The organism is Pseudomonas sp., assembly GCF_049300855.1.
Lineage (GTDB): Bacteria > Pseudomonadota > Gammaproteobacteria > Pseudomonadales > Pseudomonadaceae > Aquipseudomonas.
Window position 1 is genome coordinate 78,803 of sequence record NZ_JBAQKH010000002.1, and the last position, 15,280, is coordinate 94,082.

At 59.7% G+C, this 15,280-nt stretch carries 15 protein-coding genes; 3 read left to right on the forward strand and 12 right to left on the reverse strand.

All coding sequences use genetic code 11. The features are described from left to right. Nucleotides 1-23: 23 nt before the first annotated feature. The 4 genes from WA225_RS00565 to WA225_RS00580 form a co-directional block, all read right to left on the reverse strand. The gene (locus WA225_RS00565) at nucleotides 24-977 is read right to left on the reverse strand and encodes a hypothetical protein (protein WP_034154950.1); all 954 of its coding nucleotides are present in this window, start codon (nucleotides 975-977) and stop codon (nucleotides 24-26) included. Nucleotides 978-994: 17 nt separating this feature from the next. Continuing rightward, nucleotides 995-2,710, reverse strand: a complete 1,716-nt coding sequence (locus WA225_RS00570; RefSeq protein WP_422606468.1) for a proline--tRNA ligase — start codon at nucleotides 2,708-2,710, stop codon at nucleotides 995-997. Nucleotides 2,711-2,839: 129 nt separating this feature from the next. Continuing rightward, nucleotides 2,840-4,399 carry an AmpG family muropeptide MFS transporter gene (locus tag WA225_RS00575; protein WP_422606469.1) on the reverse strand — a complete coding sequence of 520 codons (1,560 nt, stop codon included), beginning with the start codon at nucleotides 4,397-4,399 and terminating at the stop codon, nucleotides 2,840-2,842. 43 nt (nucleotides 4,400-4,442) lie between these two features. Beyond that, nucleotides 4,443-4,796, reverse strand: coding sequence for an MGMT family protein (locus WA225_RS00580; RefSeq protein WP_034154953.1), 354 nt, complete (start codon nucleotides 4,794-4,796; stop codon nucleotides 4,443-4,445). Nucleotides 4,797-4,961: 165 nt separating this feature from the next. Here WA225_RS00580 and WA225_RS00585 point away from each other — a divergent pair, with 165 nt between their 5' ends. Continuing rightward, the gene (locus tag WA225_RS00585; protein ID WP_422606470.1) at nucleotides 4,962-5,969 is read left to right on the forward strand and encodes a DUF481 domain-containing protein; all 1,008 of its coding nucleotides are present in this window, start codon (nucleotides 4,962-4,964) and stop codon (nucleotides 5,967-5,969) included. Nucleotides 5,970-6,084: 115 nt separating this feature from the next. Here the strand turns inward: WA225_RS00585 and WA225_RS00590 are convergent, their stop codons facing one another. Then, on the reverse strand, nucleotides 6,085-6,294 hold the full coding sequence (locus tag WA225_RS00590; protein WP_002554837.1) for a cold-shock protein: 210 nt from the start codon (nucleotides 6,292-6,294) through the stop codon (nucleotides 6,085-6,087). Between the two features lie 353 nt (nucleotides 6,295-6,647). Here WA225_RS00590 and dcd point away from each other — a divergent pair, with 353 nt between their 5' ends. Together dcd and WA225_RS00600 are read left to right on the forward strand one after the other, a co-directional pair. After that, complete coding sequence (gene dcd / locus WA225_RS00595) at nucleotides 6,648-7,214, forward strand: dCTP deaminase (RefSeq protein WP_007918616.1); 567 nt, start codon at nucleotides 6,648-6,650, stop codon at nucleotides 7,212-7,214. Nucleotides 7,215-7,321: 107 nt separating this feature from the next. Continuing rightward, nucleotides 7,322-7,531, forward strand: coding sequence for a hypothetical protein (locus WA225_RS00600; protein ID WP_007918615.1), 210 nt, complete (start codon nucleotides 7,322-7,324; stop codon nucleotides 7,529-7,531). Between the two features lie 46 nt (nucleotides 7,532-7,577). On the opposite strand, the gene pdeM is transcribed toward WA225_RS00600, so the two are convergent. The 7 genes from pdeM to WA225_RS00635 all read right to left on the reverse strand — a co-directional run bounded on the left by pdeM (nucleotide 7,578) and on the right by WA225_RS00635 (nucleotide 15,097). Further along, nucleotides 7,578-8,234 carry a ligase-associated DNA damage response endonuclease PdeM gene (pdeM, locus tag WA225_RS00605; RefSeq protein ID WP_422606471.1) on the reverse strand — a complete coding sequence of 219 codons (657 nt, stop codon included), beginning with the start codon at nucleotides 8,232-8,234 and terminating at the stop codon, nucleotides 7,578-7,580. Continuing rightward, nucleotides 8,231-10,720, reverse strand: coding sequence for a ligase-associated DNA damage response DEXH box helicase (locus WA225_RS00610; RefSeq protein WP_422606472.1), 2,490 nt, complete (start codon nucleotides 10,718-10,720; stop codon nucleotides 8,231-8,233). The genes pdeM and WA225_RS00610 overlap by 4 nt, the downstream gene beginning before the upstream one ends. Nucleotides 10,721-10,912: 192 nt before the next feature. Then, complete coding sequence (locus tag WA225_RS00615; RefSeq protein ID WP_422606473.1) at nucleotides 10,913-11,677, reverse strand: ABC transporter ATP-binding protein; 765 nt, start codon at nucleotides 11,675-11,677, stop codon at nucleotides 10,913-10,915. Nucleotides 11,678-11,690: 13 nt separating this feature from the next. Then, nucleotides 11,691-12,809, reverse strand: a complete 1,119-nt coding sequence (locus tag WA225_RS00620) for a succinylglutamate desuccinylase/aspartoacylase family protein (protein WP_422606474.1) — start codon at nucleotides 12,807-12,809, stop codon at nucleotides 11,691-11,693. A 13-nt stretch (nucleotides 12,810-12,822) separates the two neighbouring features. Beyond that, nucleotides 12,823-13,533 (reverse strand): ABC transporter permease, encoded by a 711-nt coding sequence (locus WA225_RS00625; protein ID WP_034154960.1) that lies wholly within the window; start codon nucleotides 13,531-13,533, stop codon nucleotides 12,823-12,825. Beyond that, the gene (locus tag WA225_RS00630) at nucleotides 13,530-14,258 is read right to left on the reverse strand and encodes an ABC transporter permease (RefSeq protein WP_034154961.1); all 729 of its coding nucleotides are present in this window, start codon (nucleotides 14,256-14,258) and stop codon (nucleotides 13,530-13,532) included. Before WA225_RS00630 ends, WA225_RS00625 begins: the two co-directional genes overlap by 4 nt. A 56-nt stretch (nucleotides 14,259-14,314) precedes the next feature. Then, nucleotides 14,315-15,097 carry a transporter substrate-binding domain-containing protein gene (locus WA225_RS00635; RefSeq protein ID WP_008083900.1) on the reverse strand — a complete coding sequence of 261 codons (783 nt, stop codon included), beginning with the start codon at nucleotides 15,095-15,097 and terminating at the stop codon, nucleotides 14,315-14,317. Nucleotides 15,098-15,280 lie beyond the last annotated feature (183 nt).

Sequence of the window (15,280 nt, forward strand, 5' to 3'; positions counted from 1 at the left end):
CTTGCCCGCGATGCTTTCAGCTGTTAATTCGGGCCTGGGTCCGCCACCAGACGCCCGGCATCCTTGGTCAGCGACTTGAGAAACTCAGTCTGCAACTCAGGATCGTTGCGCGTCAGTTCGATCAGGCTTTGTTCCAGTTCGCTGGCTTCTTCTTCCAGACCCAGTTCCGACAGACGTTTGACCCGGTGCACCCACTGGCTCACTTCGTCGTCTTCCAGATCGTCGTAAATCAGCCCGTGCGCTTCCAGCAGCTTGCCCCGCAGATGACTGCTGATCATCAGCGATGAATCGGAGTGCACATCATCTTTGGCGTCTTCGACGCTGATCTGCAATTTGCCGACATGATTGAGGTCATTTTCGGCAAACGGACTGTCGAGCAGGTTCAAGCGCAACACGCCGTTGCGGTCGGTGGTCATGTCGAAGGTCTGCTTGCCAGCCTTGACCTGCACCGGGCGCTCGCTCCATGGCAGGCTCGAATACTCCGTGCGCTTGTCGCGCTGGACTTCATCGATGCCGGCCAGATTCTGCTGTGCACGACCGTTGGACTGCACGTTCATGAACGGGTTGAGCCCGGCGAAGCCATAGCTGAGCCAGTCCTTGGTCACGCTGTCCGGCAGGTTGCCGAGGGCAAACACGTTGACCACGTTGGCGCCGACGCCACCGACCACGGCCACCGCGCCCAGCGGGATCTCGTAGATCTCCCGCCAAGGCTGGTAGGGCGTGTAACGGTCGTAACGACGGGTGACCTCGAATTCGGTGACTTCGAAAGTCTTCTGCTCGTTGATCTTCACGCGTCGCTGCGGCAGCTCAAGCGCCTTAGGCTCACCGACATCGATCTGCAGGCTATGGTCGAGCAGCTTTCGCTCGACCCGCTCTTCGTGCTCGCTGCGTTGTGACATGTGATTGGCACAGCCGCTGACCAACAGGGCACCGCACAGGGCGGTGCCACCGAGGCCTAAGGTGTTTCGCTTGAACATGACGTCTCTATCTGGAATCAGCGGCGGATACGGGCCTGAAGGAAGGACACCACATCGGCGACCGGCAGCGCTTGCGCTTCCGGCTCGGTACGGCTCTTGTATTCCAGGTTGCCTTCGGCAAGACCACGGTCGCTGACCACGATCCGGTGCGGAATGCCGATCAGCTCCATGTCCGCGAACTTGATGCCCGGGCTGGTTTTCTTGTCGCGATCGTCCAGCAGCACTTCGAAGCCGGCCGCCGTCAGTTCGGCGTACAGCTTGTCGGTGGCTTCACGCACCTGCTCGGTTTCATAACGCAGCGGTACCAAAGCGATCTGGAACGGCGCGAGGGTGTCGCTCCAGATGATGCCGTTGGCGTCGTTGTTCTGCTCGATGGCCGCAGCCACCACGCGGGAAACGCCGATGCCGTAGCAACCCATTTCCAGGGTCACCGGCTTGCCGTTCTCGCCCAGCACTTCGCACTTCATCGCCTTGCTGTACTTGTTGCCCAGCTGGAAGATGTGCCCGACTTCGATGCCGCGCTTGATTTCCAGCGTGCCTTTGCCGTCCGGGCTCGGATCGCCCGCGACCACGTTACGCAGGTCAGCCACGGTTGGAATCGGCAGATCACGCTCCCAGTTCACGCCGAAGTAGTGCTTGTCGTCGATGTTCGCGCCGATACCGAAGTCGCTCATCAGCTCGACCGAACGGTCGATGATGATTGGCAACGGCAGGTTCAGCGGGCCGAGCGAGCCTGCGCCAGCGCCGATGGCGTCACGCAGTTCGGCATCGGTGGCCATGACCAGCGGGCTGGCGACGCCAGGTTGCTGGGCAGCCTTGATTTCGTTGAGCTCGTGGTCGCCACGGATGACCAGCGCGATCAGCTTGCCTTCTTCTTCGGCGCGCACGATCAGGGTCTTGATGGTCTTTTCAATCGGCAGATTGAATTTTTCCACCAGCGCCGCGATGGTCTTGGTGTCTGGCGTATCGACCAGGCGCAGCTCTTCGGTTGCAGCGGCGCGCGAAGTTTCGCGTGGCACCGCTTCGGCTTTTTCGATGTTCGCCGCGTAGTCGGAACCGTTGCTGAAGACGATGTCGTCTTCGCCGGATTCGGCCAGCACGTGGAATTCGTGCGAACCGGCACCACCGATCGAACCGTTATCCGCTTCAACCGGGCGGAATTTCAGACCCAGGCGCGTGAAGATGTTGCAGTAGGCTTCATGCATGCGGTCATAGGTGATCTGCAGCGACGCCTGATCGGCGTGGAAGGAATACGAGTCCTTCATGATGAATTCGCGGCCGCGCATCAGACCGAAGCGTGGACGGATTTCGTCACGGAATTTGGTCTGGATCTGGTACAGGTTGATTGGCAGCTGCTTGTAGCTGCTCAACTCGTTGCGCATCAGATCGGTGATCACTTCTTCGTGGGTCGGGCCCGCGCAGAAGTCGCGACCGTGGCGGTCTTTGATGCGCAGCAGCTCAGGGCCGTATTCTTCCCAGCGCCCCGATTCCTGCCACAGCTCGGCGGGTTGGGTGCTCGGCATCAACACTTCCAGAGAACCGGCAGCGTTCATTTCTTCACGAACGATGGCTTCTACCTTGCGCATAACCCGCAGGCCCATCGGCAGCCAGGTGTACAGGCCCGAGGCGAGTTTGCGGATCATGCCGGCGCGCAGCATCAGCTGATGGCTGATCACGACCGCATCGGAAGGCGTTTCTTTCTGTGTGGCGAGCAAAAATTGACTGGTGCGCATGGTTGGCCGTTGTCGGTTGCTATGACTGGAAATGACGGAGCAGTGTACCGGCGAGTTTTGCTGGCGTACAGGCGTGCGGCCGGTGGTGAGGTCCAACGGCAGGATTCCTCCCGCCGTTGGCGAAACGTCTTACGACTCTTCTGTAGCCTGCGTCGGTACGGGTTCGGGTGTTGGCGTCGGGCCTTCGCGGCGGCTTTCCTGGAACCAGTGCAGGGCGATCAGCAGCAGCGTCGGCACGCCGAGCAGGGCGGTGATCAGGAAGAAGCTGTGATAACCGAACTTCTCGACCATCACGCCGGAATAGCCACCCATCAGGCGCGGCAGCAGCAACATGATCGAGCTGAGCAAGGCGTATTGCGTGGCCGAGAACTTCAGGTTGGTCAGGCTCGACAAGTAGGCGACGAACGCCGATGTCGCCAGACCGGAACTGAAGTTGTCGAGGGAAATGGTCACCACCAGCATCTGCAGGTTCGGACCCATGTCGGCCAGCATCACGAACAGCAGGTTGGTGGCCGCTGAGGCCGCGCCGCCGATAAACAGAATCGGCAGGATACCGAAGCGCACGATCAGCAGTCCGCCCATGCCGGCGCCGACGAGGGTCATGATCAGGCCGAAGATCTTGCTGACGCTGGCGATCTGATCCTTGGTGAAACCCTGGTCGATATAGAACACGTTGGCCATGACGCCCATCACTGTGTCCGACATCCGGTAGGTGGCGATCAGGCCCAGTAACAGAAACGCTTGCCAGCGATAACGCAGAATGAAGTCGTTGACCGGCGTCAGCACTGGCGCCAGGCCGCGACGGCCCATGGTCGACAGGCACAGGCCGGTCAGCAGGGTGTAGAGAATGGCGCGCAGGAAGGCGCGGTCTTCGAGCAGCAGGTCGAGCGGGCTCATGCCGCCAAACAGCACGCTGGCGAAATCGGTGTTGTAGAGCTGGGTGAACATCGCCGGTACCGACACCAGCAAAACAATCAACACAAACACCGACATCAGTTGATGCATGAAGGTATATCGCCCGGCCTGCAACTGCGTACGCAGTGGCACCGGCGGCTCGCGCATGAACAGCGTGGTCAGCAGTGCTGGAATCATCAATGCGCCGAACAGCGCATAAGTGCCGGCCCAGGCCGAATGCTGATAGTTGAAGCCAGTGGAGCCGAAGCCCTCGGCGAAGAACAAGGCGCCGGCAGTCGCCAGCAGTGCCGCCACGCGGTAACCCGACATATAACTGGCGGCGAGGGCGGCCTGGCGGTTGTCTTCGGCGATTTCCAGGCGATAGGCATCGACCGCAATGTCTTGGGTGGCGGAGGCGAAGGCGACGACCACGGCAATGGCGATCAGCCAGGACAAGTGCTTTTGTGGGTCGCAGAAGCCCATGCCGATCAGGCCAAGAATCACCAGTGTCTGCGACAGCACCAGCCAGGAACGGCGTCGACCAAGCTTGCCCAGTAATGGCAGGCGCCATTGGTCGAGCAGGGGCGACCAGACCCATTTGAACGCATAAGCGAGGCCGATCAGGCTGGCGTAACCAATGGTTTCACGGGCTACGCCCGCTTCACGTAGCCAGACGGAAAGCGTTGAAAACACCAGCATGTACGGCAGGCCGGCGGCGAAACCCAGCAACAACAGCACGAGCGTCGAAGGACTGGCATAAGCGGCTAGCGCGGCGCGCCAGGTTTTACGGGGCATGGGCTGAAGTCTGCCTCAAGATTGCGAAAACAAAGCGCGCACTCTAACCGCTGTGCTCTACCGGACGCCAGCCATGGCGCTGAATATCCACACGATTGTTCAGGACGGTGATGCCTTCCATGCGCAATCGTGCGCGCTGTTCATCGCCCGACGGGCTGCCCACCGGCAGGCTGATCCGACCGCCGGCGCCCAGCACACGGTGCCAAGGCAGCCTGGTATCGCCGGGCAACTGACTCAAGGTGCGACCGACCCAGCGGGCGGCGCGCCCCAACCCGGCCAGTTCAGCTAACTGACCATAGCTGACGACTTTGCCTTCGGGGACTTGGGCGAGCGTCGAGTAGAGCGCCGTGCGTCGGATTTGCGCATCGTTTTCAACGCTGTCGAGCGGGTCTTTCACGTACGCGGTTCCTGAGCAAGAACAGTTTGATGGCTTTCAGAGTAATCGGTGATCGCGCAATTGAGAAATGAACTCATCAGAAATAGTCCGGTCAGTCCTTGTCAGGGTCTTATTCCTACGGATAATGCCGACCTTTTTCCGCAAACTTGAGCCTTCGATTCGCTTATGTTGTCCAGATCCCTGCTGTGCCTTGCTGTTTTCAGTGCGTCCACGCCCCTGCTTGCCGACACCGTCTGGTTGAAGAACGGTGACAAGTTGAGCGGCACCATCACCGTGTTCGATGGCGGCAAGCTGTTGATCCAGACCAAATATGCCGGTGCAGTCACCATTGACTGGAAAGAGGTCAAGACCCTCGACAGCGATCAGCACCTGCTGGTCAAGCAGGATGCCTACGCCGGTGAAGTTTCCAAATCACTGACGGCCGCCGAAGACGGCAAGGTCACCCTCGCCAACGGTGAGGCGCCGAAAACCGTCGAGCTGGCGAGCATTCAGCAGATTCTCAAGCCGAAACCGGTGGTCGAGGATCTGGTGTGGAAGGGCAATGTCGACCTGGCGCTGGATTATCAGCGCGCCGAGAAAGACACCGACGACTACGATGTCGGCTTCAAGACCACTGCACGTCATGGGCGCTGGCGCCACACCGCCGAAGGCGAATACAACCGCGAAGTGCAGGACGAGGAAACCACCACCGACAACTGGCGTGCGGAATACGCACTCGACCGCTTCCTCACCGATAAGTGGTTCTGGCAGGGCCGTCTGAACTACAAGCGCGATCACATCGAAGAGTTGGCGCGTCAGCGCGTGGTCGGTACCGGTCCTGGCTACCAGTTCTGGGACGACGAGTTGGGCGCATTCTCGCTGGGCTCGCTGTTCAACCGCACCGATTACGAGTATCGCGATGGCAGCAAGGACAACTTCTATTCCGTCGCCATGAAGTGGGATTACAACCGTTACCTGATTGGCAAGAAAGTCGAGTTTTTCACCAACGGTGAAATCGGCAAGCCGCTTTCCGACGTGGCCAACTATGCGCTGGATGCGGAAATGGGCCTGCGCTACAAGGTCACCGACTGGGCATCGCTCAACCTCAAGGCCGAGCGTGACATCATCAGCGGCACCAACGATGCCGATCTGAACAAGACCCGTTACACCGCAGGGTTTGGCGTGGCTTGGTAACCCCTTCATAAAAAACGCAGCCTTCGGGCTGCGTTTTTTTTTGCCTGTACAAAACAGACGCCCACAAAAAAGCCCCGCTTTTAAGGGCGGGGCTCTTTTCTAAAGAAGCTACAAGTTAGATAACTTGTACTTCTTCAGCTTGCATGCCTTTCTGACCGCGGGTAGCGATGAAAGAAACCTGTTGGCCTTCTTTCAGGCTTTTGAAGCCGTCGGATTGGATAGCTTTGAAGTGAACGAACAGGTCGTCACCGGATTGTGGAGTGATGAAGCCGAAGCCTTTTTCATCGTTGAACCACTTAACGGTACCGGTTTGGCGATTAGACATGGTGTAACTCCTTGAACAAAGATAACTGCGACTCAGGAAGAACCCTGGCCGAGACTGAGTGCAAAGAGCAGGAAAAATTCTTGTAGATGGTTGGATCGAAATTCAACATATCGTGTAGAGATTCTCAGTGACACAAGCAACACAGTGACGCCACCTTAACCCAGTTTCCGAGAAGTGCCAATGCTTCTTGCGAAGGTTTCTCTGTTTTCGGGATCGGCGGTGTGACGGTTCGTCGCCAGAGCGCGCAAATCATGGGGGATCGGCGAGAATTGCAGGCCGCACTTTGAACCCGGCGGCGCGCCCGGTAAGATGCCGGACAGAATTTTTCCACCTCGCTATTCAGGACACCCGCCATGAGCATCAAATCGGACAAGTGGATTCGCCGCATGGCGCAGGAACACGGCATGATCGAGCCGTTCGTCGAGCGCCAGATGCGTGGCAGCGACGACAGCCGGGTGATCTCCTACGGTGTGTCGAGCTACGGCTACGACGTGCGTTGCACCAACCACTTCAAGGTGTTCACCAACATCAACTCGTCCATCGTTGACCCGAAAAACTTCGACCCGGGCAGCTTCGTCGACGTCCACAGCGACGTCTGCATCATTCCGCCGAACTCCTTTGCGCTGGCCAGCACCGTCGAATACTTTCGCATTCCGCGCAACGTGCTGACCATCTGCCTGGGTAAAAGCACCTACGCGCGCTGCGGCATCATTGTTAACGTCACGCCGCTCGAGCCTGAGTGGGAAGGCCACGTGACCCTGGAGTTCTCCAACACCACCAACCTGCCGGCGAAAATCTACGCCAACGAAGGCGTGGCGCAGATGCTGTTCCTTGAATCCGACGAGGAATGTGAAGTGTCCTATAAGGATCGCGGTGGCAAGTACCAGGGCCAGCGTGGCGTGACCTTGCCGCGCACCTGATCGGTCCATCCGACAGATCGCGGGAATTCTTTGGCGGGCAGACACTCTATGGGGTGTACTGCCCGTTTTTGCTTTCGGCAAAACGGGCCTTCGCCGAGGAGTGCCCTATGAAGATCGATCCGCAAATCACTGCCGAACTGGCAAGGCTCGAGCCCAATCAGATTGGCGTATTGGCCTGGTCCTTGTTGGCGCATCCGCCACTGAGCATGGCCGGCGGAATTCCCGGACAGCCCGATCCCGATACCCCCAACGAACAACCGACCGAGCCGGGCGAACCGACCCTTCCGGACGAGCCGCCACCGGCGCCGGTTGCCTGATCGGCATTGCAAATGAATGGCCCGTCAGATGAGGTCTGTGAAGACGTCAACTGACTGGCCATATTTCGTTGTCGCCGATGACGAAAATCCTGCAACTATCCTCCCGCTGGACCGCGTACCCGCCGGTAAAAGCGCCGAATGCCGGTAGCAGGCTGATGCGTTCGCCGAGTCGGAAACACGCCAGGCGCAAGCTTTGCCGACCCTTGCCGTGCAGCCGATAGACCGGGTGTACGTGGCCTGCCAGCACGTGCCTTTCTGGGTGCGGATCTGGCTCATGCTGTAAGGCGAATGGCCCGAGCAGCAGCGGTTCCGGCACCACTCGAATATTCAGTGATTCAGGTGGATCGCCGGCGCGTTTGTCGTGGTTGCCGCGAATCAACGTCATCGCCAAGTCAGCGTGGCACGCCCGCCATTGTGCCAGCGCCTCCAGCGTGCCCGGCGCATGAGAGCCGGGGCCGTGGAGAAAATCCCCGAGAAAGATCAACAAGCGGCAGGGCAGCCTCGCCAGCAGCCGATCAATCACTGCGATATTGCTCGCCGTGGTGCCGTGCGGAACCGGTTGACCAAGGCTGCGGTAAGCGGCCGCTTTGCCGAAATGCGCGTCGGCAATCAACAGCGCCTGTTGCGCGGGCCAGTACAGGGCTTTTTCCGGCAATAGCCAGAGTTCTTCGCCGGCCAGACGCACCGGGTAGGCCGCATTCATCGTGATTTATCCTTGTCGGCGCTGTTCTCCAGGTCACCGACCATCCGCCTGATGCGATCAGCGAGTTTTTCCGAACTCATGCTTTCGCGCATGCGTTCCACCAGCAACGGAAACCCTAGCGGTGTAGGACGTTTGATCTGATGCACGTCCAGTGTCATCCCGTTGACCCGTTCCAAAGTCTGTTCCAAGCGTTGAATATCCAGTTCTTCCCGTAGGACTTCTTCCCCGGCCTGCGCCAGCAGCAGATTGTCGGCGTCGTATTGTTTGAACACTTCGAAAAACAGGCCGCTGGAGGCCTGTACCTGGCGGGTGCTTTTTGGCGCACCGGGGTAGCCGGCAAAGACCAGCCCGGCAATCCGCGCGATCTCGCGAAAGCGCCGCAGAGCCAGTTCACCAGCGTTCAGGCTGGCCAGAACGTCGGCCAGTAAATCATCGGCATTGAACAGCTGTGCATTCAAATACTCGGCCCAGTCGATCGGCGTGGCGCTGAGCAATTCCAGGCCGTAATCGTTCACCGCGATGGAAAACGTCACGGGCTGGCGTTGACTGACGCGCCAGGCCAGCAGGCTCGCCAAGCCCAGATGCACTTGGCGCCCGGCAAACGGATAGAGGAAAAGGTGCCAGCCCTCACGGGACTTCAGCACTTCGGCCAACAGGTTGCCTGTCGTGGGCAAACCCGACCAGCGCATCTGGGTTTCCAGCAGTGGTCGCAAGGCCTGCATTTCCGGGCCGACGAACTCACCCTGTGCGGCCGCACTGAAGCGCCTGACCACGGCTTCGGCCAATTCGTTGGACAGTGGCATCCGCCCACCATTCCAGCGTGGCACGGCGGCTTTTTTTGCGGTGCTGCGTTTGACATAAGCCGTCATGTTTTCCACCCGCACCAGTTCCAGCAAGCGTCCGGCAAAGAGGAAACCGTCGCCTGGTTTAAGCCGCGCGATAAAGCCTTCCTCGACACTGCCCAGTTGTTTGCCGCCACCGCCCTTGCTCCAGAATTTCAAATGAATGCTGGCATCGCTGACCATAGTGCCGATGCTCATGCGGTGCCGGCGTGCCAGTCGCGCATCGGGGACGCGCCAGACGCCGTGTTCGTCCGGCTCGACCCGGCGGTAATCCGGATAAGCCGTCAGAGACATGCCGCCATGGCGTACGAACGCCAGCGCCCACGCCCAGTCAGCCGGTGTCAGGTCACGATAAGCCCAGGCACCAAGGACCTCTTCGTACAAGTCCTGAGGAATAAAACCACCGCCAAGGGCCATGCTGACCAGATGCTGCACCAGCACATCCAGCGGTTTGTGCGGTGACAGACGCGGTTCGATGCGCCGTTGCTCGACGGCATCGCGGGCGGCGACGGCTTCGATCAGTTCCAGACTGTGGGTTGGCACCAGCGTCACCCGCGACGTGCGCCCCGGCGCGTGGCCTGAACGCCCGGCGCGTTGCATCAGGCGTGCGACGCCTTTAGCCGAGCCGATTTGCAGCACGCGCTCGACTGGCAGGAAATCCACGCCCAAGTCCAGGCTTGAGGTGCAGACCACGGCTTTCAGTTGCCCGTTCTTCAAGGCTTGTTCTACCCAGTCGCGCGTCTCGCGAGACAGTGAACTGTGATGCAGGGCGATCAGCCCCGCCCAGTCCGGTCGGGCGTCGAGCAGCGCTTGATACCAGATTTCCGATTGCGCCCGAGTATTGGTGAACACCAGGGAGCTGGCGCAGGCATCCAGCTCAGCAACGACCTGCGGCAGCATCTTCAGACCGATGTGCCCGGCCCACGGAAAACGCTCGATGGCCGGTGGGAGGAGGGTGTCGACCTTCAGCGATTTTTCGCTCTGCCCCTGAACGCTGATGCCGCCGACCTGCGGGATCAGCACTTGTTCGGCGTAGGATTGATTACCGAGGGTGGCCGAGACGCCCCAGACGATCAGTTCGGGTTGCCAATGACGCAGGCGGGCCAGGGCCAATTGCAGTTGTACGCCGCGCTTGTTGCCGAGCAGTTCGTGCCACTCATCGACGACGATCATGCGCAGTGTCGACAGCGCCACTTGGGCATCGGCACGGGCGAGCAGCAACGTCAGGCTTTCCGGCGTGGTGATCAGCGTGGTCGGCAGGCGTCTGCTCTGGCGGGCGCGTTCGCTGCTGCTGGTGTCGCCGGTGCGCAGGCCGATGCTCCAGGGGATCTGCAGGTCATCGACTGGCGTTTGCAGGGCGCGCGCAGTGTCGGCGGCGAGGGCGCGCATGGGCGTGATCCACAGCACGGTCAGCGGCTCTGCGGGGGCTTTGCGTTTACGCGGGGATTCAACAACCGCTGCGGGTTTGGCGAAACGATTGAGCGCGGCAAACCACACTGCGTAGGTTTTACCGGCACCGGTGCTGGCGTGGAGCAGGCCGGAGTCGCCGTTCTTGACCGCCGCCCACACCTGTTTCTGGAAGGCGAACGGCTTCCAGCCGCGTGCACTGAACCAGGTTTTTGCGAGGTCGAGGGATTTCGCCATGCGGGCTGCGCGTGCTCTGGAGGTGTTCTTCCAGTGACCACGGGGCAGGTCGACAAGTTTGATTTTTGTCGGCTATAGAGTTCCCCTGTGGGAGCGAGCTTGCTCGCGAAGGCGTAGGAACATTCAAAATCAATGTCACCGACAGAATGCTTTCGCGAGCAAGCTCGCTCCCACAGGGTTATGCGCTAATCATTACTTCAGGTTACCGCTGAGGAATTGCTTCAGACGTTCGCTCTTCGGATTGCCGAGCACATCTTCCGGCGCACCTTCTTCTTCAACCAAGCCCTGATGCAGAAACAACACCTGGCTCGAAACTTTGCGGGCGAAACTCATTTCGTGGGTCACCATGATCATGGTCCGGCCTTCCTCGGCCAGCCCTTGAATCACCTTCAACACTTCTCCTACCAATTCCGGATCCAGTGCCGACGTCGGCTCATCAAACAGCATCACCTCCGGCTCCATCGCCAACGCCCGGGCAATCGCCACGCGCTGTTGCTGGCCGCCAGAAAGAAATGCCGGGTATTGATCCGCCACACGCGCCGGCAAACCGACCTTGTCCAGGTAGCGCCGCGCGCGATCGTCGGCTTCCTGTTTGCTACAACCCAACACCCGGCGCGGGGCCATGGTGATGTTTTCCAGCACGGTCATGTGATTCCACAGGTTGAAATGCTGGAACACCATCGCCAGACGCGTGCGCAGGCGCTGCAGTTCATCGGCGTCGGCGACGTGCATGCCGTGGCGATCGGTGACCATGCGGATCGCCTGGCCATCCAGGCTCATGGCGCCGTCATTGGGTTGTTCGAGAAAGTTGATGCAGCGCAAAAAGGTACTTTTGCCCGAGCCGCTGGCGCCGATCAGGCTGATCACGTCGCCGGTCCTGGCCTTGAGCGAAACGCCTTTGAGCACCTGATGGTCGCCATAGCTTTTGTGCAGGCCTTCAACGGTCAGTTTGTACATGGGACAGACATCCTCAAGGCGAAAGTAGGTAGCCGCTGCGATAGGCTTCGGTGCCCGCGACGTGGGCGATGACCATGCCGGCAGTGGCCATGCGCCGCAGCGAGCGGGCGTACATCAGCCCGGCAGTGGTGCAATGAATAGGGGTGATCCGGTCGTGGATCGGATCAATGATTTCGGCGATCTGTTGCCCGGCTTCCAGGTATTGGCCGGCCACTGCGGTGTACACCAGCAAGCCGCCGACCGGTGTCGTCACCGGCTCCACACCCGCCAGCGGCGTGGCGGGGTAGGGCAGCGACGGCTGCGGTTTGGTCTCGCCGACGATCGCATCGGACTGGATCAGGTAGTCGATCAACGCCTGGCAGTCGCGGCTGGCCAGCGGATGGGTGACATCGCCTTGACCGCGCAACTCGACGGTCACCGAGAAACTGCCCAGCGGAATCTCGAAGTGTTCGCCGAAGCGTTCCTTCAATTGCCACCACAGCAGCGTGAAGCATTCGTCGAACGACTGGCCGCCGGAATCGGTGGCCAACAGGCTCGCCTGCGACTCGATATAGCGCGCCAGCGGTTCGACCTGCGGCCACGCTTCGGGCGTGGTGTAGAGGTGCACCACCGATTCGAAATCGCAGTGCAAGTCCAGCACCATGTCGGCATCGCAGGCCAGCCGTTGCAGGGTCAGACGCTGGGATTGCAGTTGCGTGCTGGCGGTCTGGCGGGTGAGGGCGTCGCGCAGATGCGTACGGATCAGTTCGAGGTTGTGCTGCGGATCGTCGCTGAGCTTGCCCTCGATGGCGTTGCCGATTTCTTCGCTGAGGTCGACGAACCAGCGATTGAAGTTCTGCCCGCTCTCCAGTTCGTAGCGACCCAGCGGCACGTCCATCAGTACTTGTTCGAGGCCGACTGGGTTGGCCACCGGCACCAGTACGATCTGGCTGCGCAGGCGGCCGGCGGCTTCCAGCTCGGCCAGACGCTGCTTGAGGTGCCAGGCGACGAGCATGCCCGGCAGTTCGTCGGCATGCAGTGAGGCCTGGATGTAGACCTTGCCCTTGGCCTGCTCCGGGCCGAAGTGGAAGCTGTGGATCTGTCGTGCGGTCCCCGGCAGCGGGGCCAGCAAGTCATGGATCAGGTGGCGCATTTGCAAAGTTGTCCTAGTGAGTCGGCCCGAGGAAGGCCAGCCATCGGCGTTCGGCAAGGCGGAACAGGCCGACCAGCGCAAAAGTAATGGTCAGGTAGATCAGCGCGGCGATGCCGAACGACTGAAAGGTCAGGAAGGTCGCCGAGTTGGCGTCCCGCGCGACTTTCAGGATGTCGGGAATGGTCGCGGTGAAGGCCACGGTGGTCGAGTGCAGCATCAGGATCACTTCGTTGCTGTAATACGGCAACGAACGGCGCAGCGCCGACGGCATGATCACGTAGGCGTACAGCTTCCAGCCAGTCAGTCCGTAAGCCTTGGCCGCTTCGACTTCGCCGTGGTTCATGCTGCGAATCGCCCCGGCGAAAATCTCCGTGGTGTAGGCGCAAGTGTTCAGGGCAAAGGCGAGGATCGTGCAGTTCATCGCATCGCGAAAGAAGCTGTCGAGCAGCGGTTGTGCGCGCACGGCGGCGAGGCTGTAAATCCCGGTGTAGCAGATCAGCAACTGGATATACAGCGGCGTGCCACGGAACAGGTAGGTGTAGAACTGCACGGGCCAGCGAATGTAGAAGTGCGGCGAAACGCGGGCGATCGACAGCGGAATCGAGACCAGGAAACCGATGAAGATCGACGCGCTGAGCAGCCACATCGTCATCGCCAGCCCGGTGATGTTCTGGCCGTCGGTATAAAGGAAGGCGCGCCAGTATTCCTGCAGAAGTTCGATCATCGTACGGCCTCCCGAGAACCGGCGGCATAACGGCGTTCGAGCCAGCGCAGGATGAAGTTCGAGGCACTGGTGATCAGCAGATAGATCAACGCGGCGAGAACCAGGAAGTAGAACAGTTGATAGGTGCTTTTACCGGCGTCCTGCGCGGCTTTGACCAGATCCGCCAAACCGATGATCGACACCAGCGCGGTGGCCTTGAGCATCACCATCCAGTTGTTGCCGATGCCCGGCAGGGCGAAGCGCATCATTTGCGGAAACACCACAAAGCGAAAGCGCTGGCCGCGTTTGAGGCCATACGCGGTGGCGGCTTCGACCTGACCGCGCGGTACAGCGAGAATCGCGCCACGGAAGGTTTCAGTGAAATACGCACCATATATGAAGCCCAGGGTCAGCACACCGGCGCTGAACGGGTCGATTTCGATGTATTCCCATTCCATGTAATCGGTCAGCGTCGTCAGCCAGGTTTGCAGGCTGTAGAAAATCAGCAGCATCAGCACCAGGTCCGGCACGCCGCGAATCAGCGTGGTGTAGAGCTGTGCGGGCAGGCGCACCAGTTTGATTTTTGACAGTTTGGCACTGGCGCCGAGCAGGCCGAGCAACACGGCCACCAACAGCGACAACGCCGATAATTTGATGGTCATCCAGGTGCCTTCCAACAGCAAAGGGCCAAAACCCTTGAGGCTGAAGGCTGCGAGCCCCAGATTTTGTAAGAGGTTTTCGAACATAAATCAGCAACCTGAGCGGATGGAAAAGGCGCCCATCGAGGATGGGCGCCGGGGCATTATTTGCCGCTGTACAGATTCAGATCGCCAAAGTGTTTCTTTTGAATCTCGGCGTATTTGCCGTCATCGTGTAACGCTTTGATACCTTTATCTAAAAGCGCCTTCAGCTCAGTGTTACCTTTCTTAATACCGACAGCGGTTTTGGCTGGCAGCAATTCGTTGTCGACTGGCTTGCTGACGTCATAGTCGGCGCCCTGTGGCGACTTCAAAAAGCCCAGTTCGGCTTGCAGCATGTCCTGGATACCGGCATCGAGGCGGCCGGAAGTCAGGTCGGAATACACCTGATCCTGGTTCTGATAGGCCTGGGTTTTCACGCCAGCCTTGTCCAGCACGGCTTTGGCGTAGGCTTCCTGAATGGTGCCTTGCTCGTAACCAACGGTTTTACCCTTCAGCGAAGCGACGTCGGCAGTGATGCCCGAGCCTTTTTTCGACACGTAGGCGGTCGGGCCGGAGAACAGTTCGCTGGAGAAGTCGATGACTTTTTCACGGGCCGGGGTCACGGTCATCGACGAGATCACACCGTCGAATTTGTTGGCCTTGAGGCCCGGAATCATGCCGTCGAAGTCACTTTCGACCCACTTGCACTTGACCTTGAGTTCGGCGCAGATCGCGTTGCCCAGGTCGATGTCGAAGCCCACCAGGCTGCCGTCGGCCGCTTTCGACTCGAACGGTGCGTACGAAGGGTCAACGCCAAAGCGCAGCTCTTTGTATTCCTTGGCCAGCGCGGAGCCAGCGGCCATGCACAACGCCAGTGCAGAAAGGGTCAGCAATGCTTTTTTCATTATTCAATCCCTAAGAACCAATATGAGCGCTTGTGGCGCAGAATTATTGTTACTGGAACGCGTACGACCTATAGAAAGTAGCAATTTCCGAACCAGAGTCCCGAACAAGTGTTTTAAAAGGTTGGCGCAGCGATTGGATTAGCGAATCAGTGCCCGCAAACGGGCACTGAAAATAGCTTGCAC

Excerpts from the sequence above, each read along its gene's own strand:
- WA225_RS00620 (WP_422606474.1), bottom strand. The coding sequence starts at position 12,809 with ATGCGCCACCTGATCCATGACTTGCTGGCCCCGCTGCCGGGGACCGCA.
- WA225_RS00590 (WP_002554837.1), bottom strand. The coding sequence starts at position 6,294 with ATGTCTAATCGCCAAACCGGTACCGTTAAGTGGTTCAACGATGAAAAA.
- WA225_RS00565 (WP_034154950.1), bottom strand. The coding sequence starts at position 977 with ATGTTCAAGCGAAACACCTTAGGCCTCGGTGGCACCGCCCTGTGCGGT.
- WA225_RS00635 (WP_008083900.1), bottom strand. The coding sequence starts at position 15,097 with ATGAAAAAAGCATTGCTGACCCTTTCTGCACTGGCGTTGTGCATGGCC.
- WA225_RS00600 (WP_007918615.1), top strand. The coding sequence starts at position 7,322 with ATGAAGATCGATCCGCAAATCACTGCCGAACTGGCAAGGCTCGAGCCC.
- pdeM (WP_422606471.1), bottom strand. The coding sequence starts at position 8,234 with ATGAATGCGGCCTACCCGGTGCGTCTGGCCGGCGAAGAACTCTGGCTA.
- dcd (WP_007918616.1), top strand. The coding sequence starts at position 6,648 with ATGAGCATCAAATCGGACAAGTGGATTCGCCGCATGGCGCAGGAACAC.
- WA225_RS00610 (WP_422606472.1), bottom strand. The coding sequence starts at position 10,720 with ATGGCGAAATCCCTCGACCTCGCAAAAACCTGGTTCAGTGCACGCGGC.
- WA225_RS00575 (WP_422606469.1), bottom strand. The coding sequence starts at position 4,399 with ATGCCCCGTAAAACCTGGCGCGCCGCGCTAGCCGCTTATGCCAGTCCT.
- WA225_RS00630 (WP_034154961.1), bottom strand. The coding sequence starts at position 14,258 with ATGTTCGAAAACCTCTTACAAAATCTGGGGCTCGCAGCCTTCAGCCTC.
- WA225_RS00570 (WP_422606468.1), bottom strand. The coding sequence starts at position 2,710 with ATGCGCACCAGTCAATTTTTGCTCGCCACACAGAAAGAAACGCCTTCC.
- WA225_RS00615 (WP_422606473.1), bottom strand. The coding sequence starts at position 11,677 with ATGTACAAACTGACCGTTGAAGGCCTGCACAAAAGCTATGGCGACCAT.
- WA225_RS00625 (WP_034154960.1), bottom strand. The coding sequence starts at position 13,533 with ATGATCGAACTTCTGCAGGAATACTGGCGCGCCTTCCTTTATACCGAC.
- WA225_RS00585 (WP_422606470.1), top strand. The coding sequence starts at position 4,962 with ATGTTGTCCAGATCCCTGCTGTGCCTTGCTGTTTTCAGTGCGTCCACG.